The sequence below is a fragment of the Rhizomicrobium sp. genome (assembly GCA_037200985.1).
Taxonomy (GTDB): domain Bacteria; phylum Pseudomonadota; class Alphaproteobacteria; order Micropepsales; family Micropepsaceae; genus Rhizomicrobium.
The window spans coordinates 1125621-1150983 of sequence record JBBCGJ010000001.1 but is presented as its reverse complement, the minus strand read 5'-3'; the positions used below and the strand labels follow the sequence as shown (position 1 = coordinate 1150983).

At 67.8% G+C, this 25363-nt stretch carries 29 protein-coding genes; 22 read left to right on the top strand and 7 right to left on the bottom strand.

The window, feature by feature from the left end:
• Positions 1-5 precede the first annotated feature (5 nt).
• Positions 6-1655 carry an electron transfer flavoprotein-ubiquinone oxidoreductase gene (locus WDN01_05470; GenBank protein ID MEJ0025460.1) on the bottom strand — a complete coding sequence of 550 codons (1650 nt, stop codon included), beginning with the start codon at positions 1653-1655 and terminating at the stop codon, positions 6-8.
• 82 nt (positions 1656-1737) lie between these two features.
• Between WDN01_05470 and WDN01_05465 the strand changes: the two genes are divergently transcribed.
• The 3 genes from WDN01_05465 to moaB are packed head-to-tail and all read left to right on the top strand — an operon-like array spanning position 1738 to position 4941.
• Positions 1738-2574 carry a uracil-DNA glycosylase gene (locus tag WDN01_05465; protein ID MEJ0025459.1) on the top strand — a complete coding sequence of 279 codons (837 nt, stop codon included), beginning with the start codon at positions 1738-1740 and terminating at the stop codon, positions 2572-2574.
• A 26-nt stretch (positions 2575-2600) separates the two neighbouring features.
• Positions 2601-4418, top strand: coding sequence for a lytic transglycosylase domain-containing protein (locus WDN01_05460; GenBank protein MEJ0025458.1), 1818 nt, complete (start codon positions 2601-2603; stop codon positions 4416-4418).
• A complete protein-coding gene (gene moaB / locus WDN01_05455) occupies positions 4405-4941 on the top strand; it encodes a molybdenum cofactor biosynthesis protein B (protein MEJ0025457.1) in 537 nt (178 codons plus the stop codon). The genes WDN01_05460 and moaB overlap by 14 nt, the downstream gene beginning before the upstream one ends.
• A 295-nt stretch (positions 4942-5236) precedes the next feature.
• Here the strand turns inward: moaB and WDN01_05450 are convergent, their stop codons facing one another.
• Entirely contained in the window at positions 5237-5452 is a 216-nt protein-coding gene (locus WDN01_05450; GenBank protein MEJ0025456.1) for an addiction module protein, read from the bottom strand.
• 178 nt (positions 5453-5630) lie between these two features.
• On the opposite strand from WDN01_05450, the gene WDN01_05445 reads away from it, so the two are divergent.
• Positions 5631-5978 (top strand): YciI family protein, encoded by a 348-nt coding sequence (locus WDN01_05445; GenBank protein MEJ0025455.1) that lies wholly within the window; start codon positions 5631-5633, stop codon positions 5976-5978.
• 4 nt (positions 5979-5982) lie between these two features.
• Positions 5983-7224: a DUF6596 domain-containing protein gene (locus WDN01_05440; protein MEJ0025454.1), complete on the top strand. Its 1242-nt coding sequence runs from the start codon at positions 5983-5985 to the stop codon at positions 7222-7224.
• On the opposite strand, the gene WDN01_05435 is transcribed toward WDN01_05440, so the two are convergent.
• Positions 7221-7877 (bottom strand): glycosyltransferase, encoded by a 657-nt coding sequence (locus WDN01_05435; GenBank protein MEJ0025453.1) that lies wholly within the window; start codon positions 7875-7877, stop codon positions 7221-7223. The genes WDN01_05440 and WDN01_05435 overlap by 4 nt on opposite strands.
• A gap of 96 nt (positions 7878-7973) precedes the next feature.
• Between WDN01_05435 and WDN01_05430 the strand changes: the two genes are divergently transcribed.
• Together WDN01_05430 and WDN01_05425 are read left to right on the top strand one after the other, a co-directional pair.
• Positions 7974-9149, top strand: coding sequence for a phytanoyl-CoA dioxygenase family protein (locus tag WDN01_05430; GenBank protein ID MEJ0025452.1), 1176 nt, complete (start codon positions 7974-7976; stop codon positions 9147-9149).
• A 95-nt stretch (positions 9150-9244) separates the two neighbouring features.
• Positions 9245-10006, top strand: a complete 762-nt coding sequence (locus WDN01_05425) for a hypothetical protein (protein MEJ0025451.1) — start codon at positions 9245-9247, stop codon at positions 10004-10006.
• Here the strand turns inward: WDN01_05425 and WDN01_05420 are convergent.
• A complete protein-coding gene (locus tag WDN01_05420; GenBank protein MEJ0025450.1) occupies positions 10003-10815 on the bottom strand; it encodes a hypothetical protein in 813 nt (270 codons plus the stop codon). The two genes, WDN01_05425 and WDN01_05420, sit on opposite strands and share 4 nt — an antisense overlap.
• Before the next feature lie 125 nt (positions 10816-10940).
• On the opposite strand from WDN01_05420, the gene WDN01_05415 reads away from it, so the two are divergent.
• Positions 10941-12071: a PA0069 family radical SAM protein gene (locus tag WDN01_05415; GenBank protein ID MEJ0025449.1), complete on the top strand. Its 1131-nt coding sequence runs from the start codon at positions 10941-10943 to the stop codon at positions 12069-12071.
• Positions 12072-12097: 26 nt separating this feature from the next.
• On the opposite strand, the gene WDN01_05410 is transcribed toward WDN01_05415, so the two are convergent.
• On the bottom strand, positions 12098-12412 hold the full coding sequence (locus WDN01_05410) for a hypothetical protein (GenBank protein ID MEJ0025448.1): 315 nt from the start codon (positions 12410-12412) through the stop codon (positions 12098-12100).
• A 298-nt stretch (positions 12413-12710) separates the two neighbouring features.
• Positions 12711-12899 (bottom strand): hypothetical protein, encoded by a 189-nt coding sequence (locus WDN01_05405; GenBank protein ID MEJ0025447.1) that lies wholly within the window; start codon positions 12897-12899, stop codon positions 12711-12713.
• A 263-nt stretch (positions 12900-13162) separates the two neighbouring features.
• On the opposite strand from WDN01_05405, the gene WDN01_05400 reads away from it, so the two are divergent.
• The 3 genes from WDN01_05400 (at position 13163) to WDN01_05390 (ending at position 15421) form a co-directional block, all read left to right on the top strand.
• Positions 13163-13534, top strand: a complete 372-nt coding sequence (locus WDN01_05400) for an SET domain-containing protein-lysine N-methyltransferase (GenBank protein ID MEJ0025446.1) — start codon at positions 13163-13165, stop codon at positions 13532-13534.
• 74 nt (positions 13535-13608) lie between these two features.
• A complete protein-coding gene (locus WDN01_05395) occupies positions 13609-14271 on the top strand; it encodes a ribonuclease HII (GenBank protein MEJ0025445.1) in 663 nt (220 codons plus the stop codon).
• Between the two features lie 73 nt (positions 14272-14344).
• Positions 14345-15421: a site-specific DNA-methyltransferase gene (locus WDN01_05390; protein ID MEJ0025444.1), complete on the top strand. Its 1077-nt coding sequence runs from the start codon at positions 14345-14347 to the stop codon at positions 15419-15421.
• On the opposite strand, the gene mutY is transcribed toward WDN01_05390, so the two are convergent.
• Positions 15394-16554: an A/G-specific adenine glycosylase gene (mutY, locus tag WDN01_05385; protein MEJ0025443.1), complete on the bottom strand. Its 1161-nt coding sequence runs from the start codon at positions 16552-16554 to the stop codon at positions 15394-15396. The genes WDN01_05390 and mutY overlap by 28 nt on opposite strands.
• 63 nt (positions 16555-16617) lie before the next feature.
• On the opposite strand from mutY, the gene WDN01_05380 reads away from it, so the two are divergent.
• From WDN01_05380 to WDN01_05330, 11 genes are all read left to right on the top strand, one after another.
• Entirely contained in the window at positions 16618-17148 is a 531-nt protein-coding gene (locus WDN01_05380) for a DciA family protein (protein ID MEJ0025442.1), read from the top strand.
• A gap of 56 nt (positions 17149-17204) precedes the next feature.
• A complete protein-coding gene (locus tag WDN01_05375; protein ID MEJ0025441.1) occupies positions 17205-17867 on the top strand; it encodes a thioredoxin domain-containing protein in 663 nt (220 codons plus the stop codon).
• Positions 17868-17951: 84 nt separating this feature from the next.
• Positions 17952-18614, top strand: coding sequence for a DsbA family protein (locus WDN01_05370; GenBank protein ID MEJ0025440.1), 663 nt, complete (start codon positions 17952-17954; stop codon positions 18612-18614).
• Between the two features lie 34 nt (positions 18615-18648).
• A complete protein-coding gene (locus tag WDN01_05365; protein MEJ0025439.1) occupies positions 18649-22107 on the top strand; it encodes an AAA family ATPase in 3459 nt (1152 codons plus the stop codon).
• Between the two features lie 41 nt (positions 22108-22148).
• Positions 22149-22382 (top strand): DUF433 domain-containing protein, encoded by a 234-nt coding sequence (locus tag WDN01_05360; GenBank protein ID MEJ0025438.1) that lies wholly within the window; start codon positions 22149-22151, stop codon positions 22380-22382.
• Between the two features lie 8 nt (positions 22383-22390).
• A complete protein-coding gene (locus WDN01_05355) occupies positions 22391-22726 on the top strand; it encodes a DUF5615 family PIN-like protein (GenBank protein ID MEJ0025437.1) in 336 nt (111 codons plus the stop codon).
• A 177-nt stretch (positions 22727-22903) separates the two neighbouring features.
• Complete coding sequence (locus WDN01_05350) at positions 22904-23248, top strand: AtpZ/AtpI family protein (GenBank protein MEJ0025436.1); 345 nt, start codon at positions 22904-22906, stop codon at positions 23246-23248.
• 10 nt (positions 23249-23258) lie between these two features.
• Positions 23259-24020, top strand: a complete 762-nt coding sequence (locus tag WDN01_05345) for a F0F1 ATP synthase subunit A (protein ID MEJ0025435.1) — start codon at positions 23259-23261, stop codon at positions 24018-24020.
• 14 nt (positions 24021-24034) lie between these two features.
• On the top strand, positions 24035-24262 hold the full coding sequence (locus tag WDN01_05340; GenBank protein ID MEJ0025434.1) for a F0F1 ATP synthase subunit C: 228 nt from the start codon (positions 24035-24037) through the stop codon (positions 24260-24262).
• On the top strand, positions 24262-24804 hold the full coding sequence (locus tag WDN01_05335; protein ID MEJ0025433.1) for a hypothetical protein: 543 nt from the start codon (positions 24262-24264) through the stop codon (positions 24802-24804). Before WDN01_05340 ends, WDN01_05335 begins: the two co-directional genes overlap by 1 nt.
• A 3-nt stretch (positions 24805-24807) precedes the next feature.
• Positions 24808-25299 (top strand): ATP F0F1 synthase subunit B, encoded by a 492-nt coding sequence (locus tag WDN01_05330; GenBank protein MEJ0025432.1) that lies wholly within the window; start codon positions 24808-24810, stop codon positions 25297-25299.
• Positions 25300-25363 lie beyond the last annotated feature (64 nt).

Genomic DNA, 25363 nt, shown 5'->3' with positions numbered 1-25363 from the left:
TATCCTCACATGTTGGGGTAGTTCGGTCCGCCCCCGCCTTCCGGCGTCACCCAGTTGATGTTCTGCGCCGGATCCTTGATGTCGCAGGTCTTGCAGTGCACGCAGTTCTGCGCGTTGATCTGGAACCTCGGCCCGGCCGCCTCCTGCACCACCTCGTAAACGCCGGCCGGACAGTAGCGCTGCGCCGGCTCGTCGTAGCGGGGAAGGTTATCCCGGATCGGGATCGCGGGATCGGTCAATTTCAGGTGAACCGGCTGATCTTCCTCGTGGTTTGTATTGGACAAGAATACCGACGAAAGTTTGTCGAAACTGATAACGCCGTCCGGCCTGGGATAGACGATCTTGCGCGACTCCGCCGCCGGCTTCAGCGTCGCATAGTCCGGCTTGCCGTGGCCGAGCGTTCCGAACAGGGACAGGCCGAAAAGCTGATTGGTCCACAAATCCAGCGCCATGAAGGGCAGCGCCGCCAGCGTGCCCAGCTTCGACCATAGCGGCTTGAAGTTCCGGACCCGCTTCAGGTCCTTGTAGATATGGCTCGCCCGGTAGGAAACCTCGTATTCCTCGACCGTGTCGCCGGCGCGGCCGGCAGCGAGCGCCGCCGCCACCGCCTCGGCCGCCAGCATGCCGGATTTCATGGCGTTGTGGCTGCCCTTGATGCGCGGCACGTTCATGAAGCCGGCGGCGCAGCCGACCAGCGCCCCGCCCGGAAAGGCCAGCTTCGGCACAGATTGCAGCCCGCCCTCGGTCAGCGCGCGCGCGCCATAGCCGATGCGCTTGCCGCCTTCGAGCATGGCGCGGATGCGCGGATGCTGCTTGACCCGCTGCATCTCGTCGAAGGGCGAGAGGAACGGGTTGGAATAGTTGAGATGGACGACGAAGCCGATGGAGCAGAAATTCTCGCCCCAATGATAGCAGAAGAGGCCGCCGCCCGTGTCGTTGGAGAGCGGCCAGCCGACGGTGTGCACCACCAGCCCGCGCCGGTGCTTGTCCTTCGGCAGCTCCCACAATTCCTTCACGCCGATGCCGAATTTCTGGTAGTCGCGACCCTTCGTCAGGTCGTAGTCGTTGAGCAGCCGCTTGGTCAGCGAGCCGCGTGCCCCTTCCGCGAACAGCGTGTACTTGCCCAGGATGTTCATGCCGGGCGTGAAGCTGTCCTTGTGATGGCCGTCCTTGGCGACGCCGAGATCGCCGGTCGTCACGCCCTTCACCACGCCGCCTTCGACGACGAGATCGGCGGCGGGAAAACCGGGATAGATCTCGACGCCCAGCGCCTCGGCCTGCGTCGCCAGCCATTTGCAGACGTTGGAGAGGCTCACGATGTAGTTGCCGTGATTGCTCATGAGCGGCGGCATCGCGAAATTCGGGATGCGGATCGAGCCCGCCGGTCCCAGGAGATAGAACCGGTCGTCCGTCACCGGCGTATCGAGCGGCGCGCCCTTCTCCTTCCAATCGGGAAAGAGCTCGTTGATCGCGATCGGGTCCATCACCGCGCCGGAGAGGATATGCGCGCCGACCTCGGAGCCCTTTTCGAGCAGGCAGACCGTGATGTCGGGATTGATCTGCTTGAGCCGGATCGCGCTCGAGAGCCCCGCGGGCCCGCCGCCGACGATCACGACGTCGTATTCCATGCTCTCGCGCTGTACGTCTTCGGCCATCGCCTCGAAAACCCGATTTCATCCCCGTAAACCCCTTATGGGACGGTAGGATTCGGGGGTCAACCGCGTCTAATATCGCGGTATGACCGCTTCCGGAGAGGAAACCCTGTCGGCTCTCGCCTGGCTCGTCGAGGCCGGTGCGGACGAGGCCATCGGCGACGCGCCGGTGGACCGGTTCGTTGCGCGGCCCGCCGCTCCGGCTCGCGATCCCGCCCCGGCACCGCTTCCCAAAGCCGCGGCGCCGATGCGTCCCGAGGGTCCCCGTCCCCTCGCCCAGATCACGCCATCCAATGTTGCGCCGCTGGCGACGGACGGATTCAGCTCGGCGCTCGAAATCTCCGCGCGCTGCAATTCGCTCGCCGAGCTGAAGGCCGCGCTCGAATCCTTCGACGGCTCGCAGCTCAAGAAGCTCGCCAGGAACACCGTCTTCGCCGACGGCAATCCGGCGAGCGGCGTCATGTTCATCGGCGAGGCGCCGGGCAAGGACGAAGACGCCGCCGGCCTGCCCTTCGTCGGCCGCGCCGGCAAGCTGCTCGACCGCATGCTCGCGGCGATAAATCTCGACCGGACCTCTGCCTATATCACCAACGTCATGCCGTGGCGGCCGCCCGACAACCGCAATCCCGATCCGGGCGAAGTCGCGATGTGCATCCCCTTCCTGCGTCGGCATATCGAATTGGCGCAGCCGCGCATGTTGATTCTGCTGGGCGCGGTGTCGGCGCGGCATGTGCTAGGCTTGAACGACGGGATCATGAAGATTCGCGGCCGCTGGCTGGACTACCGGATCGGGACGGGGATGGTTCCCGTGATGCCGACGCTGCATCCGGCCTACTTGCTCCGGCAGCCCGCTCATAAGAAACTGGCGTGGCGCGACCTGCAGGCGGTGGCCGACAAGCTGGACGACCCGGGCGCGACATAGCCCACCCTCGAATACGGGATACCGTGATGCGTTTTGCGACCTGGACTGCTCTGGCCCTCGCCGCCGCCGCGACGCTCGGCGTCGCGCGCGCCGACATGCCGCTGCCCGCCGATTCCGGCGCCGCGGTCTCGGTACCCATGGAGGTTCTTTCGCCCGCCGACGTGTCGCTCTATCGCCAGATTTTCGCCGCCGAGCGTGCCGGCCGCTTCGACGAGGCCAAGGACCTCTATGCCCAGGTCTCCGACCGCTCGCTCGAAGGCTATGTCCTGGCGGAGCATTACCTGTCGCCGCACGGCCATGCCTCGCTGGCCGAGCTGATCGACTGGATGCATCAATATGCCGAGCTGCCGATCGCCGACCGCGTCTACCGGCTGGCGGTGCAGCGCGCTTCCAAGAAGGTGAAGAAACGCCATCACGTCGTCGCCGTCGTGATGACCGCGAGCGTGCCCGTGCCCGCCCCGCCCGCGCGCCGGCGCGGCGGCGGCTATGAGGAGTTCGACACCTCCGATCCGCCGCTGACCACCGAGGCGGGACGCAACGCGCAGGCCCAGGTCGAACGCTTCATCAAGGCCGACCAGCCCGACCAGGCCTATGCGGTGGTGCGCCAGGCGCAGGAGGCCGGGGCGGCGCCCTACGATCTGGCGCGCCTGATCAGCCGCGTCTCCGCCTCCTATATCGCCGAAGGCGAGGACCAGGCGGCCTATGACGCGGCAATGGGCGTGAAGGGCGATATCCGGCTCGCGACGCCGGTGCTCGACTGGTATGCCGGCTTCGCGGCCTATCGCCTCGGTAATTACGAAGACGCCGCCAACCGCCTGGAAGTCCTGGCCGCGACAGGGAGCGTCCCGAACTATCTGCGGGCCCAGGCCGCGTTCTGGGCGGCGCGCGCCCATCTGCGCTACGGCGATCCGCAGCGCGTCGTCACCCTGCTGAACGCCGCCGCACGCGAGGAGCCGACCTTCTACGGCCTGCTGGCCGAGAAGATGCTCGGCCAGGACACCCAGACCGGTTTCCGCGATCCGGTCCTGACCGCCGCCGATTTCGCCGCGATCATGACGGTGTCGTCGGCCCATCGCGCCGTGGCGCTGACGCAGATCGGCGAAGAGCGCGCCTCGGTCCCCGCCGAGCTCAACCGCGCCTTCGGCGACAGCGACGGCAGCCATGACATGGGCTTTGCCGCCCTCGCCCGCCGCATGAACGCCACCAACATCGAACTGCGCGCCAGCGAGACCGCCGCCCGTAACGGCATCCTGCTCACCGGCCTGTTCCCCGTCCCCGGCTACAAGCCCGACGGCGGCTACACCATCGACCCTTCGCTGGTGCTCGCCTTCATCCGCTGCGAGAGCCGCTTCGTCGCCGACGCCGTGTCGCCGGCCGGCGCCCGCGGCCTGATGCAGCTCATGCCGCCGACCGCGGCCAAGTTCGGCGGCAGCGGTGCGGTCTCCGCGCTCAGCGATCCGACCTACAACATGTCCATCGGCCAGCGCTACATCGCCTATCTGCTCGACACCTATGGCGGCAATCTGGTGCAAGTGCCATCGGCCTATAACGCCGGCCCGCTGCGCCTCGCCGGCTGGATCAACGCCCGCGCCGGCAAGGAAGACGACGCGCTCGCCTTCATCGAGAGCATCCGCATCACCGAGACGCGATTCTATGTGAAGCGCCTTTTGATGTATCACTGGCTCTACAGCCGCCGCCTCGGACAGCCGACGCCGACGCTGGACCAGACCGTTGCCGGCCAGTGGCCGATCTATCGCGCGCCCGCCCAGCCGCCCGCGCCGCGGCCACCGGCGGTCGCTCCGCCGCCGCCCGACAACCAGGTGATCAGCGATGCCCGGTATTGACGAGACCGTCGCGTTCGTCCCGGTCCGCATCGCGGTTCTGACCGTGTCGGACACGCGCACGCTCGCAGAGGATAAATCCGGCGACACGCTCGTCGCGCGCATCGCCGAGGCCGGCCACGCCCTCGCCGCGCGCACGCTGCTGCGCGACGATCGCGACGCGATAACGGCCCAGCTCCGCGACTGGATCGACGATCCGAGCATCGACGCGGTGATCACGACGGGAGGCACCGGCCTCACCGGCCGCGACGTGACCGTCGAGGCGATGAAGCCGCTGTTCGAGAAGGAGATCGACGGCTTTTCGGTGATCTTCCACCAGATCAGCTTCGCCAAGGTCGGCACCTCGACGCTTCAGTCCCGGGCCTGCGCCGGCGTCGCCCGGGGGACCTATCTCTTCGCCCTGCCCGGCTCGCCGGGCGCGGTGAAGGACGGCTGGGACGGGATTCTGAAGTACCAGCTCGACATCCGTCACCAACCCTGCAACTTCGTCGACATCATGCCCAGGCTGGAAGAGCACCGGCGTTAGAGCCGGCTCTGCCAAACCGCCGGATCGCGATGACCGTGAACGCAGGCGACGATGACGATGACGATGTCGCTGTCTCGGACGACGAAGTAGATGCTGTACGGAAATCGACGCAGCGTTGCGCGGCGCGCGGACCGCAGGACAATCTGATAGGCGAACGGGTTACGTTCGATATTTCTCAGAGCCGTGTCAACGGCTCGTAGAAAACGCAGCCCGGTTCTCTCGGAGCGCTCGCTGTATCAGCCGAATGTTTCATCGATGTCGACTTCGGCTTCGCGTTTAAACGCGACCGGACGCGTCATTTCACCCGCGACCAGAGCCGTGCGCGGACCTCGTCCCACGGCAATACATCATCGGGATTTGCTTCCAAATCGTCCAATCGACGCTCGATCTCCTTCTTTTGCGTTTCTGTGAGCGGCGGAAGCGTTTCGGCTTCAATGCTGTCCCACAGATCGCCGATCAACCGGAGGCGCTCCTCGACCGACAGCTTCAGGAGTTCGCGGATATCGTTCATGGGCCAAGTGTCTCAAAGCCGATGCTCCAGAACAAGAGACTACAGAGGGTAGCGCAACTTCAAGTTTAACCAGCAGGCATGCTAAAAATCGCCGGCACCTGTGTCGAAATCCGCGTCGCTCGCGCGTCATCGTGTCGGGCGGCGCGTTGGGCGCCGGCCGACGATGGAGGAGACTGCCATGCAGTACATGCTGTTGATCTACGCGAACGAGACCGAGATGGCGAACCGCAGCCAGCAGGAGAGCGGCCAGGTCATGGCCGCCTATGGCGCCTATACCGAAGCGCTCAAGAAGGCCGGAGCCCTGGTTTCCGCCGACCGTCTCAAATCCGTCTCGACCGCCACCACCGTGCGCGTCGCCGACGGCAAGACCCAGGTGCTCAACGGACCCTATGCCGAGAGCAAGGAACAGCTCGGCGGCTACTATCTGGTCGAGGCGCCCGATCTCGACGCGGCCATCGCCTGGGCGGCGCGCTGCCCCGGCGCCGGCATCGGCACGGTGGAAGTGCGTCCCGTCTGGCAGATGTGACGCGATGACGGAGCGCGACGCGCTTGCCCGCGCCGTGGCCGAACGGGTCGCGCGCGAAAGCTACGGCAAGCTCGTCGCCTTCCTCGCCGCGCGCACGCGCGACGTCGCGGCGGCGGAGGACGCCCTGGCGGAGGCGTTTGCCGCGGCGCTCGAGACTTGGCCCGCGCGCGGCGTGCCCGACAATCCGCAGGCCTGGCTGCTGACCGCCGCGCGCCGTAAATCGATCGATGCCGGCCGCAGCCGCCGGCGCAGCGAGGACGCCGCTCCACATCTCACCCTCATGGCGGAAGAGATGGAATCGCAGCCCCATCGCGACATTCCCGACGAGCGTCTCGCGCTGATGTTCGCCTGCGCCCATCCCTCGATCGACGAGGCTCTCCGAGCGCCATTGATCCTGCAGACCGTGCTCGGATTCGATGCTGCCGCCATTGCCAGCGCCTTCCTCGTCGCGCCCTCGGCGATGGGCCAGCGCCTGGTGCGCGCCAAGGCCAAGATCCGCGGCGCCGGCATTCCGTTCCGCGTGCCGGCGCGCGACGAACTCAGCCCGCGCCTCGATGCCGTGCTGCAGGCGATCTACGCCGCCTATGCCGAGGGCTGGAGCGATCCTGCCGGTACCGATCCGCAGCGCCGCAACCTCGCGGGCGAGGCGATCTGGCTCGGCCGCCTCGTCGCTTCGCTGCTGCCGGGCGAGCCCGAAGCCCTCGGGCTTCTCGCCCTGATGCTGCACGCCGAAGCCCGTCGCGCCGCGCGGCGTGATGCCGGCGGCGATTTCGTGCCGCTCGGCGAACAGGACACCGCGCTCTGGGACAGCACCGCGATGGACGAAGCCGAGACGCTGCTGCGCCGCGCCGGCGCGATGGGCGTGCTCGGCCGCTTCCAGCTCGAAGCCGCGGTGCAGTCGGCGCACAATGTGCGCCGACTCGCCGGCAGCGCCGACTGGCGCGCGATCCTGGCGCTCTACGACGCGCTGTTCGCGCTCACCGCCTCGCCGGTCGTCGCCATCAACCGCGCCGTCGCGCTGGCGGAAACGGCTGGCGCGGCGGCGGGACTTTCGGCGCTCGACGAACTGGCCGCCGATCCGCGCCTGGCGCAGCACCAACCCTATTGGGCGGCACGCGCCGAACTGCTGGCGCGCTGCGGCCGGATCGCGCAGGCCGACGAGGCGTACGAACAGGCCATCGGCCTCGAAGCCGATCCCGCGATCCGCCGCTTCCTGCTGCGCCGGCGTGCGCGGCGGGAGACCTAGCCGATTCGCGCCACCACGCTCACCGGCACGCGCAGCGCGTGCAGCATGGCGACCAGGGCGCCGCGGCGCGGCTCGGCGCGCTCGGGCTTGTTGATGGCGCGGCTGCGCAGCTGCACCAGCCGCGTGCGGCCGACCCGGCGCACCAGATCGGCATCCTCCATCGCGACCTCGCGATGGCCGCCGAGCTTCTGGTACATGCGCCGGGGGATCAGCAAGCCCTGGTCGGCATAGGGGAGCGCGAACAGCCGCGTGCGCCACGCCACCATCGCCTCGCGCCGCCGCGCACTCCCGGCGAAATCGTCCAGCGCATAGCGGAAGGCCGCGGCGCGCGGCCGCTCCAGCGAAGCCCCGGTCATGAACGAATCGGCCTCGTTCTCCCAGCCGGCCTCGAGCGCCGTCTCGGGCAGGAGGAACAGGAGCCAGTCGGCCCGCGCCGTCGCGGCGCCGGCGATGAGCTGCGACGCCCGGCTTTTGCGCCCCCGCGCCACATGGCAGCCGGTGCCGTCCGCGATGGCGAGCGTGTCGTCGGTCGAGCCGCCGTCCGCTACGACAACTTCCTTCACCAGCCCGCGCACCGTCGCGCCGATCAGGCTGTCGAAACAGCGTGGCAGCGTGGCTTGCGAATTGAGTGTCGGAATGACGACGCTTATCATGCCGCAACTAATACCAGCGTCGGCGGATCGGACAAAATATTTCTCGTCGCGTGGCTAAAGGGGCAGAATGTTACTGGCAGTTCAGGTGGGGGGCCGATGAGCGGATTCGAGACGTTGAAAATCTACGGCGAAACCGATGCGGGCTGGGACGCCGCGACGCCGCCCAACGAGACGACCGACGAGTTCGGCCGCCCCTTCGTTCCGGACCTGGGTTCCGGCCGGGTCGACCCGCGCGCACCGGCCAACCGCGTCCATGACGACCCCGAGGTCGAGCGCCTGCGTGCCCGCCTGCGCGACAAGAACGGCATCGTCGGCCTGGAGATCGTCGAGCCGCATGAGGTCGAGCGTGCGGCGCGCATCTTCTTCCGCGACGGCTTCGTGGTGGTGAACAACCTGCTCGACCCGGAGCGGCTGGCCGCCTGGCGCGAGGCGAGCGCACGCGTGCTCGCGCAGATCCTGTCGGTCAAAGGCGAAGGGGGCCGCAAATACGTCACCGAGACCAGCCGCCTGCCCCACCGCTATTCCTACGGCACGGCGTCGGCGTCGCGCGAATTGCTGCACGATCCGGTCTGGGCCTCGATGATCGATCTGCCGACCACCACGCCGATCCTGACGAAGATCTTCGGCACCGCCGATTATTTCGTGCGCGGCGCCGGCGGCGATCTGTGCCTGCCCGGCGCGATCGAATATCAGGGCCTGCACGCCGACACGCGCGACACGTTCCAGATCACGCCGGCCCGGCGCGAACAGGCCGAACGCGTCGGCGTCAAGCTCAAGACCGTTCCGGGTACGGACGAACTCGATCCCGCCGCCGTCTCCCTCATCCTCGAGCGCACGCCGCCGCATGTGACGATCAATTTCCTGATGAGCGATTTCACCTGGGAGAACGGGCCGGTGCGGCAGATTCCGGGCACCCATGGCCGGGTCCCCAAGCCGCCGCTGCTCGCCGACGAGCCGGAATGGATGCGGCTCTCCACCCTGGTCGGCGCCAAGGCCGGTGCCGGCGTGTTCCGCGACAACCGCGCCTGGCACGGCGCCACGCCGAACCTGTCTCGGGAAATCCGCGCCATGCCGAACGTCGAATATCACGCGCCCTGGGTGGACCCCTCGGCCTATTGGAAGTCCATGCCGCACGAGATCTGGGAGAGCCTGTCGCCGCACGCCCGGCGCGCCTGCCGCTACATCAAGACCGAGCCCGGCGTCTGGCCGGCCGGCGCCGGCGTGATGCACCCCCTGGCCGCGAAGCGGAAAGAAGCCAAGGAGATCGCCTGAGCGAATCGCCTGCCGACGCGTTTACCAAGGCTCCGCGATAGGGATTGGCAAAGGCGTCGCCGGCGCCTTTTCTGCCGGGATCGGAGGGGACCCCGTTGATCCGCACCATCCTAGCGCTGCTGCTCGCCTGCGGCCTGTTCCTGCCGTTGCCGGCGCGCGCGCAAGCCGACGCGGCCGGCGTGCTGGTGCTCGGCGATTCCAACAGCGAGGGGCCGTTCGGCGGCACGCTCTATGACGCGCTGAGCGCCATGCGCGATCCGGTCGGCGGCGCGCCGCTCAAGGTCGCGATCTTCGCCAAATGCGGCGCCGGCGCCAACGACTGGACCGAGCGCGACTACGCCAATATCGATTGCGGCGCCTGGCGCTGCGGCGACGGCCGCGCGCTACGCGACTGCCGCCACTTCGTCGGCGGCAGCATCCCGCCGCTCGCCCGCCTCTACGACGATCTCGGTGCGGCGCGGCGCGTGACGCTCGTCGTGCTCGGCCTCAACATGATCATCGGCAAGCGGGCGCAGAAGCTGCGCGATGCCGAGAAGCTCATCGCCGCGATCCGCGAGCAGAACAGTGCCTGCATCTGGATCGGCCCGCCGCAGCCGGGCGACCTCTTCGTCGATCCGGACGTGTTCGACAGCTTCGTCGCCGATCTGCGGCGCACCGTCACGCGCAGCGGCTGCCGCTTCGTCGCCAGCGACGACAAGACCGACCGGCGCGATCTCGGCCGCCATACGAAGGACGACCATTATTCGCGCGACGACGCCATCGCCTGGGCCCGCAAGGTGCTCGCCGAGCTCGTCCATCCGCCGGCCCGCGCGGACAAGCCGCTGCTCGCCCTGTTCGCGACGGGCGGCTCGAACTAGGCGGCCTCCTCGCGCGCGAGGCGGTAGTTCCACGACAGCACCGCGGACGCCAGCGCGACGCCGATGGGACGCGACAACGCGGTGACGACGATCTCGAACCACATCAGCGTGTCGAACACATTGCCGAGGGACCCCGACAATCCGACCAGCCAGCTCGCCGCCAGCGTCGCGAGCAGCATGACGAACAGCAGCGGGATAAGCGTGAAGACGGCGGTCACGACGACGCGCCAGAAGCGGCCGCGCGACAGCGTCCAGCTCGCGCCGGCGGGCATATCGGTGGCGATGGCCGGAAAGATCAGGCTCAGCCGCACCGCCACGACGGCAAGCGCGAGCAGGAACGCGGCCATCGCCGTAACCACGGCATAGGTCTCCACCGGCGAGGCGCGCAGCAGGAGCGGCAGGGGCAGCAGCGCCAGGAAGGCGCTCGTCTCCAGCACCACCAGCCAGAAGGCGAAGCGCCAGGTGCGCGCCGCGAACAGCGCCACGACGCCGTCGCGCGTCTCGCCGAGCAGCACCATGCGATGCACCGGCACCGCGACCGCCGCCATCACGACGCAGTCGCAGATGTTCACCAGCAGCGTGTAGCCGAAGTCGATCGCGTCGCGCAGTGTGCCCGGCGCGCTCGACAGCATGTCGTGATAGGCGCCCTGGAGTTTCCAGGCGGCGAAGGTCAGCAGAGCGGTCGCAAGCGCCGCGCTCAGGAACAGCCGCGGTAACCCGGCCAGCGCCGCGCGCAACGCGCCCCAGGCATGCAGCACGATCCCGAAATCGACCGCGAGATGTTCGGATGGGCTGTGGTCTTGAGGCATGGACGCTTCTGTTTTACGGCGCGCCTCAGTCCGCGATTTCGCCCGTCCCGGCAAGACCTGGATAATCGCCATCGGCTTTATCGTACTTGATTTGTTCTCATTACTGCCCTATATTCCTCGTCACCATGACGACAGTCCTAGACATCACTACCGACAGGCGCCTTTTGCGGGGGCGCGGGGCGCTCTCGAACGAGGTGGGGCGCTACGAAACCCAGAAGCGCGTGCTGGTCGACGACGGCTGGGACGATGGCTGGCGCGATGAGGACGGCGCACCGCCGCCGCTGCGCACCGAGGTCATCCGCGACGCCACCCGCACGATCATCGCGCGCAACAAGTCGCCGGACATCTCGTTCGACCAATCGATCAATCCCTATCGCGGCTGCGAGCATGGCTGCATCTACTGCTTCGCGCGGCCGACCCATGCCTATCTCGGCATGTCGCCCGGCGCCGATTTCGAATCGCGCCTGTTCGCCAAGCCGAACGCCGCCGAGCTTCTCGCCAAGGAATTGTCGGCGCCCGGCTATGTCCCAAAGGTCATCGCCATCGGCACCAACACCGATCCCTATCAGCCGATCGAGAAGAAGATGCGTATCATGCGCTCCGTCCTCGAGGTGCTCCGCGACTTCCGCCACCCGGTTGGCATCGTGACGAAGTCTCCGCTGATCATGCGCGACATCGACATCCTGTCGGGGATGGCGAAGGAGGGGCTCGCCAAGGTCGCGCTCTCCGTCACCACGCTCGACCGCCGCCTCGCGCGCTCGATGGAGCCGCGCGCCGGCACGCCGCAGCGCCGCCTCGCCGCGATCAAGGCGCTGTCGGACGCCGGCATTCCCGCCGCCGTGATGTTCGCCCCCGCCATTCCCGCCCTCAACGACGGCGAGATGGAGGCCGTGCTCTCCGCCGCGGTGGAGCATGGCGCGACCTCGGCCGGCTATGTGCTGCTGCGCCTGCCGCTCGAGATCAAGGACCTGTTCCGCGAATGGCTGGAGGCGCATGAGCCGAACAGGGCCAAGCATGTCATGTCGCTGATCCGCTCGATGCGCGGCGGCAAGGACTACGACGCGCAGTGGAATGTGCGGATGAAGGGCACCGGGCCTTACGCCGAGATGATCGCGCGCCGCTTCCACATGGCGGTCAAGCGGCTGGGGCTGAACAAGGATCCGCGCCCGCTCACCCTCGCCAAGTTCAAGCGCCCGCCCAAGGCCGGCGACCAGCTCAGCCTGTTCGAATCCGAACCGGCGCGGGCAACGCTTTGAACGGCCGCCGAACGCGGCGCGGATGGTCAGAAGCGCGGGCGAAAGGGCAGGATCCACAGCACGCCGGTATCCCAGCCGCTTCGGGACAGGGTGTATCCCCTGTCGTCCATGCAGTTCAGGAACACGGTCGAACTGGGGTATTTTCTCTCCGCCCAATGGCCGCGACCCCAGGGATAATAGCGCGTGCGCTTGGCGTCACGGGCGCAAACGTCCCGATCGCTCTGAAACTGCTCCGGAGTCGCTCCCGGCTTGGAATAGATGAAATGTATGGGCGTCGAAGCGAGGGAGGGGACAGAGAGCAGACCGGCAACGCAAACGACGGCGACGGGTATTGCGCGCATCGCAAGCCTCCTTGGCGAGCCTCCTTGCCGACGCGGCGAGCTTAACCAGCCGGCAAAGCGGATTATATGGCGCGAATGTAATTTTTCGTCGCCGACGGCCATTGCCGGCGGTGGAACGCCCTTGCATTCGTCCCGCAATCGGCCCGCATCTAACCCTCGAAAGCGCCCGGATACGCGGAACAGAAGGGGCGCTCCGCTCCGTGAGCCCCCTTCCCTGGACGCGATACCGGCGAAGCTGCTGCTCACCCTGGCGCTGTCGCTCAGCGTCCTGCGCTCGGCCCGTGCGTAAGCGGTGGGATCAGTTCAGCCGCTCGGGCCGCGTCATCTCTTCGATGGCGTGCGCCACGCTGGCCCACATGTCGGCGCGCCCGCAATCGCCTTGGGTCATGCAATCGTCCCACAGCAAAATCGCGATCCGCCGCGCCTCGCGCGGAAAGCCCGCGAGCAGAATGTCCGCCGTCGATTGCACGAGATAATGGTCGTTCATGTAAACGCACTCCGTTGCATGAGGAGATACGCCCGAAGCGGAGCCGCGGTAATTCGTTTGATATACGTACGGGCCGACGCCCTATGTCGGGAATCGGACGGTTTTTCGAACCGATCTGTGCCACTTTGAAACGGCGCGCGGCAGAAGAACGATGGAGAAGATCTTCGCACCGCATGGCCCGGCCGGCGCTGCGGCTTCGCTCACCCTCGACAGGATCGCGGCCGCGCGGAAACCTTGCGCGCGGCACCAGCACTGAGTCGGACATGAAGATCGCCTGGAAGCGGCTCCCCGGCAAAGGCCGCGGCGTCGTCGCCACCGCCGCCATCGCCAAGGGCGAGATGGTGGAGTGCTCGCCGGTGCTCCCCCTGGCGCTCGCCGATTCCGAATGCCCGGGCCTCACCGACTACAGCCTCGCCTGGGGCGAGGACGCGCCGGGCGGGCTGGCGCCGGGCAAGGAATGCGCGATCGGCCTGGGCTATCTCAGCCTCTACAATCACTCGGAGGCGTCGAACGTGACCTTCGATCACCGCTACGATGCCGACGAGATCGCCGTGCATGCGCTGCGCGACATCGCGGAAGGCGAGGAACTCACCATCGACTACGGCGTGCCGCTGTGGTTCGCAAAGTCGGCGTGAGCGCATGTGCATAACCTGCCGCGGCCCTGCTCCGTTCGCTTTTCCGGCCGAATCGTCCTGATAGTGTCGGAGCGATGCCGCACTACATCTACGAATCGCGTGTCCTGAAGCTCCGCCCCGGCCCGGTGGCCGGCGTGGACGAGGCCGGGCGCGGCCCGCTCGCGGGGCCGGTGGTGGCGGCGGCGGTCATCCTGGACCGCAAGAAGATCCCCAAGGGGCTGAACGATTCCAAGCAGCTCGACGCGGAGACCCGCGAGGCGCTCTATTCCCACATCATGTTCGCCGCCATCGCGGTCGGCGTCGGCGAGGCAAGCGTCGACGAGATCGACCTCATCAACATCCGCCAGGCGACCCATATGGCGATGGCGCGCGCCGTCCGCGCGCTAGCCTTCGCGCCCGCCTTCGCGCTGGTCGACGGCAACGACGCGCCCGCGCTGCCCTGTCCCTGCGACACCATCGTGGAGGGCGACGCCAAGTCGGTCTCCATCGCCGCCGCCTCGATCATCGCCAAGGTAACCCGCGACCGGATGATGGCCGCGCTGCACGACGAGCACCCGCATTACGGCTGGGCGAAGAACAAGGGCTACGGCACGCCCGAGCACCTGTCGGCGCTGAACCGCCACGGCCCCTGCCACCACCACCGGCGCAGCTTCGCCCCGGTGCACAACATCTTGTACGGTGTGAATCCTGGGGACTCTAAAAACGCCGCCCTGGAAGACTCGGCATTAACGCCCTGATTCAAAACGGACTCTTGACGGCGACTCAGCGCCGAATCACTGTGCGCCCTTCTGTTGATAAACGGTGGGGCGCATGGCGGGCACGAAGCTGGATCAGGTGATCGAGGGCGATTGCGTCCAAGGGATGCGGACGCTGCCCGACGGCGTCGCCGACCTGGTCTTCGCCGACCCGCCCTACAATCTCCAGCTCAAGAACGAGCTTCGCCGCCCCGACCAGTCCAAGGTCGATGCCGTGGACGACGCCTGGGACCAGTTCGGCAGCTTCGCCGATTACGACCGCTTCACCCGCGAATGGCTGACCGAGGCCCGCCGCGTCCTGAAGGACACCGGCACGCTGTGGGTGATCGGCTCCTACCACAACATCTTCCGGGTCGGCGCGATCCTGCAGGACCTCGGCTTCTGGATCCTGAACGATGTGGTGTGGCGCAAGACCAACCCGATGCCGAATTTCCGCGGCCGCCGCTTCACCAACGCGCATGAGACGCTGATCTGGGCGACCAAGACGCCCAGGCAGCAATACACCTTCAACTACGAGGCGATGAAGGCGCTGAACGACGAGTTGCAGATGCGCTCGGACTGGACGCTGCCGATCTGCGCCGGCAACGAGCGCCTGAAGGGCGCGGACGGCAGCAAGGCGCATTCGACCCAGAAGCCCGAGGCCCTGCTCCACCGCGTGATCGTGGCCTCGACCCGACCCGGCGACGTGGTGCTCGACCCGTTCTTCGGTTCCGGCACCACCGGCGCGGTGGCCAAGCGGCTCGGCCGCCATTTCATCGGCCTGGAGCGCGACCGGGACTATGCCCGCATCGCGCGCGAGCGCATCGCCGCCGTCGTGCCGGCGCCCGACGAGGCCATCGAAGTCACCAAATCCAAACGCGCCGAGCCGCGCATCCCCTTCGGCTGGGTCGTCGAGCGCGGCTTGCTGCCGCCTGGAACGGTGCTGCACGGCACCCAGAAGCGCCACCGCGCCAAGGTGCGCGCCGACGGCACGCTGGTGACGGCGGACGCGACGGGCTCGATCCACCAGATGGGCGCGCATGTGCAGGGCCTGGACGCCTGCAACGGCTGGACCTTCTGGCAATACGAGCACAACGGCACGCTGGTCCCGATCGACGTCCTGCGTCAGCGGCTGCGGGCCGATCTGGCGTGAGCGAACAGCGGTCCGTCATTATCGAAGGCGTGATGGAGAATTTTCTTCATCACGGTCGGTAACGCGACCGAATTTAGATCGCCAACCCAAAAACTGTCATCCCCGGCCGAGCGATGCGCAGCATCGCGAGGGGAAGGGGACCCAGGTGGCCCAGCATCGGGATGCTGCGCCACCTGGGTCCCCTTCCCTCGGACCGCTGTCGCGGTCCTCGCCGGGGATGACAATGTGGCCACATATACCTCGATCTCCAGTTCGAAATGCGTGAAGCCGTGGCGCACCACGTCGGCACGCTTTTTCCACTCAGCCTTGAACGGCGCCTGCTTCAGCGCTTGGTCGTGCGACGGAAAATCCTCGCCCCATGGCCCCAGCGGCGGCTGCATCATGCCGCCCAGCAATCCCTTCTCCGGCCGCTTCACGAGCAGCACCGCGCCGTCCGCATCCCGCGCGACAAACGCCGCACCGCGTTTCAGCGGCCGCACCATCTTCGGCGCCTTCACCGGCAAGTCTTCCTGGATGCCGCGCCGCCGCGCTTCGCAATCCTCGAACCATGGACATCGCGGGCACGCCGGACGCTTCGGCGTGCAGACAGCCGAGCCCAGGTCCATCAGCGCCTGCGCGAAATCCCCGGCCCGCTTCGCCGGCACGAGCGCCTGCAGCGCTTCGCGCATCGCGGGCTTGGATTTCGGCAGCGGCTCGCCGATCGCGAACACCCGCGCGATCACCCGCTCGGCATTGGCATCCATCGCGGCATGCGGCAGGTCGAACGCGATCGCTGCAATCGCGCCGGCGGTGTAGTCGCCGACGCCCGGGAGCGCGCGCAGGCCTTCGAAGCTTTGCGGAAATTTCCCGCGCAAATCGCCCGCCACGACTTTCGCCGCCGCGTGCAGATTGCGCGCCCGCGCGTAATAGCCGAGCCCGGCCCAGGCCGTCAGGACCTCGTCCTGCTCGGCGGCGGCGAGCGCGCCCACCGTCGGCCACGCCTTGAGGAACTTCACGTAATACGCGCCGACCGCCTGCACCGTCGTCTGCTGCAGCATGATCTCCGAGAGCCACACATGATACGGATCGGCCCTGCGGCCCGGCTTGGCGCGCCATGGCAGGCTGCGCCGGTTCGCGTCGTACCAGTCGAGCAATGGCCGTGCGGAAACCTCGTTCGGCTTTTGCTTCTTCGTCACGCGCGCTGGCATACTCGCACCATGGCGCAAGAGAAGTCCGACACACAAATCGATTCGCCGCTATCGCGGCGGGGGCAACCCGAAGAACCGCCCAAACGCCGCGGCCGCGTCGGCGAGGTCGCCCGTGACGCGACGCTGGCCGCCAAGACCGCCTTCGCGCGTGCCGGGTTTTCCGATCCCTCGCTCGTGCTGCGCTGGACCGAGATCGCCGGCGCCGAGACCGCGCGGCTCGCCCGCCCCATCCGCCTCTCCGAAACGGCGAGCGGCGGCCTGCTCACGCTCAAGGCCGAGCCGGCCGCCGCCCTCTTCCTCCAGCATGAGAGCCGCGCACTGTGCGCCCGGATCAATTCCTATCTTGGCCGCGTCGCCGTCGTGCGCCTGCGCTTCGTGCAAGGCGCCCTGGCCGAGCGGCATCCGCCGCCGCCCAAGCGTCCCAAGCCCGTCGACCCCGCACCGTCCGATCCGGCCCGGCGCTGGCAGGGCCCGCCCGATCTCGGCCAGGCCCTCTTCAATCTCGCCCGCCAGCGCACGCGTGGGCGCGGCGCCGATTGAACCGGTCCCGGCGCTCTGCCAAAACGGCGAGGCAAACGGCGTCGGGGGCGCACAAGGTGAATCGCAACCAGGTCCTCCTCGGCATCATCGTGCTGGCACTGGCCGCGCTCGGCGGCTTCGCCTGGTACACGGCGCAGGATGAGGGCGCCCCGCCGGCGATCGCGAACACCGCGGCGGTGACGGACGCGGACTACGAAATCACGCTCGGCTCGCCCGACGCCCCGATCAAGATGATCGAATATGCCGCGCCGATGTGCCCGATCTGCGCCAATTTCGACATGAACGAGTTTCCCCGGCTGAAGGCCGAGTACATCGACACCGGCAAGGTGTTCTACATCTTCCGCGTCTCTCCCATCGGCGCGCCCGATTACGGCGCCGAAGGCATCGCGCGCTGCCTGCCCAAATCGCAATATCTCGCCTTCATCGATTATCTCTACCGCAATCAAGACAAATGGGACCCCGATGGCCACGTCATCCTCGACGTGCGCGCCTCTCTGATCGCCATGGCCGCCACCACCGGCATGCCGGCCGACAAGGCTTCCCAGTGCATCGACGACAAGGACACCCAGGCCCGCACAATGCGCATCGCCCAGGAGGGCGCCGCCCGCTACGGCATCACCGGCACGCCCACCTTCATCGTCGACGGCCAGAACGTTTATAGCGGCGAATGGCACTGGGGCGACATGAAAGCCGCGCTCGACGCCAAGCTGGCCAAATAACCCCGTCTTACGCTCCGTATTCGCGGCATTGAAGCTTTGCGGCCGGTCTGCCAAAAGCAGGCGGTTCCAATTGGGAGAGCGCCCGTGAGTCGCAACCAGATTCTTATCGGCGCCGTCGTCCTGGCGGTGGTCGTGCTCGGCGCCATCGCCTGGTTCGTGATGGGCAATTCGGGCGGGGCCGGCGCCGTTCCCACCGGCGGAAACGGCCCCGATCTGGCGGCCGAGGATCGCGCGCTGGGCAATCCCAAGGCGAAGATCGTCGCCATCGAATATGCCGCGCCGATGTGCCCGCACTGCGCCCGCTTCAACGAGGAAGGCATCCCCGTCCTCAAGTCGCAATACATCGACACCGGCAAGGTCTACTACATCTTCCGCGTCTTCCCCATCGGCCAGCCCGACGTCGCCGCCGAGTCGCTCGCCCGCTGTTTGCCTGCGGATAACTATTTCGCATTCATTGACCAGCTCTACCGGAATCAGGACAAGTGGGACCCGGAAAACGGCGTGCAGGACGTCGAAGGCGGACTGGTCGGGCAGGCGCGCATCGCCGGCATGAGCGCCGAACAGGCCGTCGCCTGCATGCGCGACAAGGACAAGAATGCCCGCGTCATGGCCGTCTCGCAGGACGCCCAGACGCGGTACGGGATCAACGGCACGCCGACCTTCGTCATCAACGGCGAAGTTCAGACGCCCGGCGCGCAATGGCCCGAGATCAAGGCGAAGTTGGATTCACTGCTGGCGAAGAAGTAACGCCGGCTCTCGAGCGTAGGACGGCGCACAGCATTTGAAGTTCACCAGGCTCCGGCTGTCGGGTTTCAAGTCCTTCGTGGAGCCGACCGAGCTGCACGTCGAACCCGGGCTGACCGCGGTGGTCGGCCCCAATGGCTGCGGCAAGTCGAACCTGTTCGACGCGCTGCGCTGGGTGATGGGCGAGACGCGGCCGAGCTCGGTGCGCGGCAGCGAAATGGACGACGTGATCTTCGCCGGCTCCGGCGGCCGCCCCGCCCGCAACATGGCCGAGGTCACGCTCTTCGTCGACAACACCGATCGCACCGCCACCGGCGCCTGGAACGAATACGACTCCATTGAAGTCTCCCGCCGCATCGAGCGCGAGGCCGGCTCGGTCTACCGCATCAACGGCCGCGACGTGCGCCAGCGCGACGTGCAGCTTTTCTTTGCCGATGCCTCCTCCGGCGCCGGTTCGACCGCCTTTGTGCGCCAGGGTCAGATCGGCCTGCTCATCAGCCAGAAGCCGCTCGCGCGCCGCGCCATCCTGGAAGAGGCGGCCGGCATCGCCGGCCTGCACCAGCGCCGCCACGAGGCCGAGCTCCGCCTGCGCGCCGCCGAAACCAATATGGGCCGGCTCGACGATGTGATCCACGAGGTCGAAGGCCAGCTTGCCAGCCTCAAGCGCCAGGCGCGTCAGGCCTCGCGCTACCGCAATCTCTCCGGCCATATCCGCAAGGCCGAGGCGCTGGCGCATCACCTGCGCTGGACCGCCGCCGAGCTTCGCCTGCGCGCCGACGAAGAGAACCTCGCCGCCGCCATCGCCGCCGTCGAGGCCTGCACCGCGCTGGCCGCCGAAGCATCGACCGCGCAAGCCAATGCCGCGAGCGAATTGCCGCCGCTGCGCCAGACCGAAGCGGAGCGCAACGCCGCCCTGCACCGCCTGACCGTCGAGCGCGAGCAGCTCGAACAGGAGGAGGCCCGCGCCCGCGAAACCGCGCAGCGCCTGCGCCAGCGCATCGCCCAGACCGAACAGGACATCGCGCGCGACCGTGTGCTCGACAACGACGCGCAGACGGCGCTCGGGACGCTCTCGGCCGAATCCGAAACCCTCGAAGCAGCCATCGCCCGCTCCGCCGACGAACTCGTCGAAGCCGACGCGCTCGCCGCGAGCCTGAACGAAGCGCTGGCTGAGGCCGAGCGGACGCTCGAACGCCTCACTGCCGAACTCGCCGACTGGAACGCGCGCAAGGCGAGCGCCGAGCGCTCGCGCGAACTTGGCAACGCCCTGGCCGAGACCAGCGCCGCGCAGCTCGAACAGGCCCAGGCCCGGCTGAACGCCGCGATGGAAGCCGCCGCCAAGGCGCCGGACGTCCGCGACGCTGAAGAGGCCGCCGAGCGCGCCCGTGCTTTGGCCGAGACGGCGCGCGCCGCCGCCGCCACCGCGCGCGAATCGCTCGCCGAAGCGCAGCGCATCGAAAGCGAGACCCGCACGCCGCTCGAAGAGGCGGAGCGCGAATGGCAGCGCCTGTCGGCCGAAGCCAAGGCGCTGGGCGATCTCTTGCGTCCCGACGGCCACGATCTCTTTCCGCCGCTGGTCGACGCCGTAACCGTGCAGCCCGGCTACGAAGCGGCGTTGGCCGCCGCGTTGGGCGACGATCTCGACGCGCCGCTGGACGAGGCCTCGCCGCATCACTGGCGCGATCTCGGCGTCTATTATTACGAGGGCGCCCCCCTGCCCGAAGGCACGCGGCCGCTCGCCGATTTCGTGAAAGGTCCGAGCGCGCTGGCCCGCCGCCTCGCGCTGACCGGCGTCGTATTTCCCGATCAGGGCAAGGGCCTGCAGCCCCAGCTCAAGCCCGGCCAGCGGCTGGTCTCGCCGCGCGGCGATCTGTGGCGCTGGGACGGCTATTCGGCGAGCGCCGACGCGCCGTCCGCCGCCGCCATCCGCCTGTCGCAGAAGAACCGCCTTGCCGCGCTCGATTCGGAGATCGAAGGGGCCAAGGAGCGCCGCGCCGCGGTGTTCGCCACCTGGACCGCCGCCAAGGAAGCAGCCGTCGCGGCGCGCGACGCCGAGCGCGCCGCCGAGCGCGAGCAGCGCGGCGCCGACCAGTCGCTGATCGCGGCGCAGGATTTCGCAACCAAGGCCGCCCGCGCCGCCGCCGAACGCGCCTCGCAGTTGGCGTCGCTGGAAGCCGAGATACGCCGCCTGACGCAGAGCCACGATGCCGCCCTCGAATCCCGCCGCGCCGCCGAGGCCGAACTGGAACAGCTTGGCGACGGCGTGGCGCTCACCAACGACGTCGCGACCGCGCGCGGCCGCAATGCCGAGGCGCGCACCGCCTATTCCGAAGCCCGCGCGATGTTCGACGGGCTCAAGCGCGAGGGTGAAGCTCGCGCCCGCCGGCTCCTGGCCATCGCCGACGAACGCACGCGCTGGGAAGAACGCCGCCAGGCCGCGCTCACCCATATCGAGGAACTGGAACGCCGCCGCGAAGAACTCTCCGCCGAGCTCGCCGTCGCCGAAGCGCTGCCCGAAACTATCGCCGCCAAGCGCGGCGCGCTGCTCGACGCCATCGGCGCGGCCGATGTCGCGCGCCAGCAGGCGGCCGATGCGCGCGCCGTCGCCGAAAGCGTGCTCGCCGAGGCCGACAAGGACGCCAAATCCGCCGATGCCGCGCTTTCCGTCGCGCGCGAGGAACGCGCCCGCGGCCAGGCGCTGTTCGAGGCCGCGACCGCGCGCATCGCCGAACTGCGCGATCGCATCCGCGACGAGCTGGAAGCGACGCCGGAAGAACTGCCCGAGCGCGCCGAGATCAAGCCCGACGAAGAACTGCCGCCGCTCGAACAGGCCGACAAGCGCGTCGAGAAGCTCAAGCAGGAGCGCGAGCAGCTCGGCGGCGTGAACCTGCGCGCCGAGGAAGAGGCGGCCGAGCATGAGACCCGGCTGCAGACCCTGGTCGCGGACCGCGACGATCTTGTCGGCGCGATCGAGCGGTTGCGCCGCGGCATCACCAGCCTGAACAAGGAAGGCCGGGAGCGTCTGATCGCCTCCTTCGAGAAGGTGAACGCCAATTTCCAGACGCTGTTCTCGAAACTGTTCGAGGGCGGCGAGGCCAAGCTCACCCTCACCGAGTCGGAAGACCCGCTGGAAGCCGGCCTGGAGATATTCGCCCGTCCGCCGGGCAAGCGGCTCCAGTCGCTGGCGCTGCTGTCGGGGGGCGAGCAGGCGCTGACCGCCATGGCGCTGATCTTCGCGGTGTTCCTTGTGAACCCCGCGCCGGTCTGCGTGCTGGACGAGGTGGACGCGCCGCTCGACGACGCCAATGTCGAGCGCTTCTGCAACATGCTCGACGAGATGACCCGCCTCACCGACACGCGCTTCCTGGTGATCACCCACCACGCGCTGACGATGAGCCGCATGCACCGCCTGTTCGGCGTGACCATGGCGGAGCGCGGCGTGAGCCAGCTCGTCTCCGTGACCCTCGCCCAGGCCGAGAAGGCGGCGGCGGAGTAGGCAAGTGGCCCTTTATGGCCGATTGCGCTATACTGCCCGCCATGTCGGAAGACCTGCTGAAGCGCATCACCGTCGAGCCGGGCAAGATGAGCGGCCGCCCCTGCATCCGGGGATACCGCATGCGTGTCATCGACATTCTCCAGATGCTCGCCGGCGGCATGACACCTGAAGAGATACTGGCCGATTTCGATTTCCTCGAGGCCGATGACATTCGGGCGTCCTTGGCTTATGCCGCGAACGCGCTCGATCATCCGGTCGTTAAAGCCGCGGAATAGCCTTGGGAATGGGCGTTTTCTTCGTCTGCGACGTCCACATCCCTCGACAATTGCTTCCTTATCTCCGAACCAAGGGGCATGATGGAATTCATGTCCTCGACCTCGGTCTGGGCCGAGCAGGGGATAGGGATATTTGGCGCTATGCCATCGAGCGCGACGCGATCATCATCACCAAAGATGCCGACTTCATCGCGCCGACCGCCGCAACGCCTGGTCCCCGCGTTTTGCGCGTTTGCTTGGGAAATTGTTCCAACTGGCAGCTGCTCTATCGACTCGAGAGAGATTTCGCGACGATCCTGAATCGCTTCGACGCAGGCGCTCGCCTGGTGGAATTGAATTGGTAGAGGATCCCGCGCGCATATCGCCGCGCCTCGAAATTCGCCAGTTAGTTCCGCCACTTACGCCCGTTCTTGCGTTGTTGACACCTCCAAAACCCAACCCTATGTTCCGCGCGCCTTCGAGCGAGCCGCGAAGGCCGGTTTAGCGCGGAATTTCGGCCAAAAGAGACGGGAAGGTCAGCCATGCCCGACCCTCGGAATCTGCGCGATCTCGGCAAGCGGCTGGACGAAGCCCAGGCGAAACACGCGACGGGCAAAAAGCGCCCGCCGCCGACGCAGATGGGCATCGCCACCCGTTTCGCGACGGAGCTCGTGGCGGCGCTGCTGGTGGGCGGCGCCTTGGGATGGGGCATCGACTGGCTGTTCGGGCATTTCGGTGTCCATACCAAACCGGTCTTCCTCATCGTGCTGTTCGTGCTGGGCGCCGCGGCGGGGATCCGCAACGTGATGCGCGCGGCCGGTGAGATCAACGCCGAGATGGCGGCCCATGGGCCTGCCCCCTCGGTCAGGGACGACGAGGAGAATTGACCCCGTGGCGATGGCGCTGAACCCGATGGAGCAGTTCGAGGTCAAGCCGCTCATCGCGCGGCCGCTGCTGACCATCGGCGGCCACGACATTTATTTCACCAACCAGGCGCTGCTGATGATCATCGTCGCCGTCGCCGCCTCGCTGTTCCTCACCCTTGCCATGTCCAAGCGCGCCCTGGTGCCCGGCCGCGGCCAGTCGATGGCGGAGCTGTCCTACGAATTCGTCGCCAACATGCTGCAGGGCGCGGCGGGCGAGGACGGGCTGAAATTCTTCCCCTTCGTCTTCACGCTGTTCATCTTCGTGCTGTTCAGCAATTTCTTCGGCATGATCCCGGGCTCGTTCACCGTGACCAGCCAGATCGCCGTGACCTTCGCGCTCGCCTGCCTGGTGATCCTGGCGGTGCTGGTCACCGGCTTCGCCAAGCACGGCATCGGCTTCTTCCGGCTCTTCGTGCCCGACGCGCCGATCCTCCTGCTGTTCCTCCTGGTCCCGATCGAGATCATCTCCTTCCTCACCCGCCCGATCAGCCTCTCGGTGCGCCTCTTCGCCAACATGCTGGCCGGCCACACCATGCTCGCCGTGTTCGGCGGCTTCGTCGTGCTGCTCGGCGGCGCCGGCGGCATTCTCTCGGTGCTCTCCGTCGCGCCGATGGCGCTGATCGTCGCGATCATGCTGCTCGAACTCCTGGTCGCGTTCCTGCAGGCCTATGTCTTCGCGATCCTCACCTGCATCTATCTCAACGAAGCGCTTCACCTCCACGACCATCACTAAAAGGAAGTCACACCATGGATCTCGCAGCAGCGAAAATGATCGGCGCGGGCCTCGCCTGCATCGCCCTCGTCGGCGCCGGCATCGGCATCGGCAACGTGTTCGGCAGCTATCTGTCGGGCGCGCTGCGCAATCCGGGCGCCGCGGCCACCCAGTCGACCAACCTGCTCCTCGGCTTCGCGCTGTGCGAGGCGACCGGCCTGTTCGGCCTCGTCATCGCGCTCCTCATCCTGTTCGCGTTCTGATGGCGGACGCGGCGACCACGGCGACGACGGAAGCAGCCCCGCACCAGGGCGCCGGCTTTCCGCCGTTCAAGACGGAGACGTTCCCGAGCCAGCTTTTCTGGCTCGCGATCACCTTCGCCTTCCTGTTCGTCGTCCTGTGGCGCGTCGCCGGCCCGCGCATTGCCGGCACGATCTCGGCGCGGCGTCACCGCATCGCCGACGACCTGGCGGTGGCGCAGAAGGACCGCACCGGCGCCGAAGCCGCCGAGGCCGCCTACCAGACCGCGCTCGCCGGCGCACGCGCCCGGGCCCAGTCGCTGGCCGACACCAACCGCAAATCGATCGCCGACGAGCTCGAGCGCGACCGTACCGCCGCGAGCGCCAAGGCGCATGACGAGATCGCCGCCGCCGAGGCCCGCATCGCCGCCTCGCGCGAAGCGGCCCGCTCGCATGTCGTCAAGGCGGCGGAGGATGCGGCCATCGCCATCGTCGCACATCTGACCGGGGAGACCGTGTCGGCCGACGACGCGACGGCCGCGGTCCGCGCCGCCACCGGAAGCTGAGCCATGGAAATCCTCAAGGAACCCGAGTTCTGGGTCGCGGTCGGCTTCGTCGCCGTGATCGGCCTCTTGCTCTATGTCCGCGTGCCCCGGATGGTCGCCGGCATGCTCGACGCGCGCGCCGCCGGCATATCGGCCGAACTCGACGAGGCGCGCCGCCTGCGCGAGGAAGCCGAGGCGACCCTCGCCGGCTTGAAGGCCAAGGCCGCCGGCGCCGAGCGCGAAGCCCAGTCCATCGTCGACGAGGCGAAGGCGGAAGCCCAGCGCTTCGCGGTCGAGGCCCGCGCCGCGCTCAGCCAGCAGATCGCGCGCCGCGCCCAGGTCGCGCAGGACAAGATCGCCCAGGCCGAGGCCGCCGCGATGGCCGAGATCCGCCAGCTCGCCGCCGACGCCGCGACCGCCGCCGCCGAAAAGCTTATCGCCGCGCGCATGAACGAGTCCAAGGCCGCCGCGATGATCGAGACCAGCATCAAGGCGCTGGGCAGCAAGCTGAATTAAGGAGCGCTGTCATCCCCGGCCGAGCAGCGCAAAGCGCCGCGAGGGGACCCCGTAGCGACAGCGT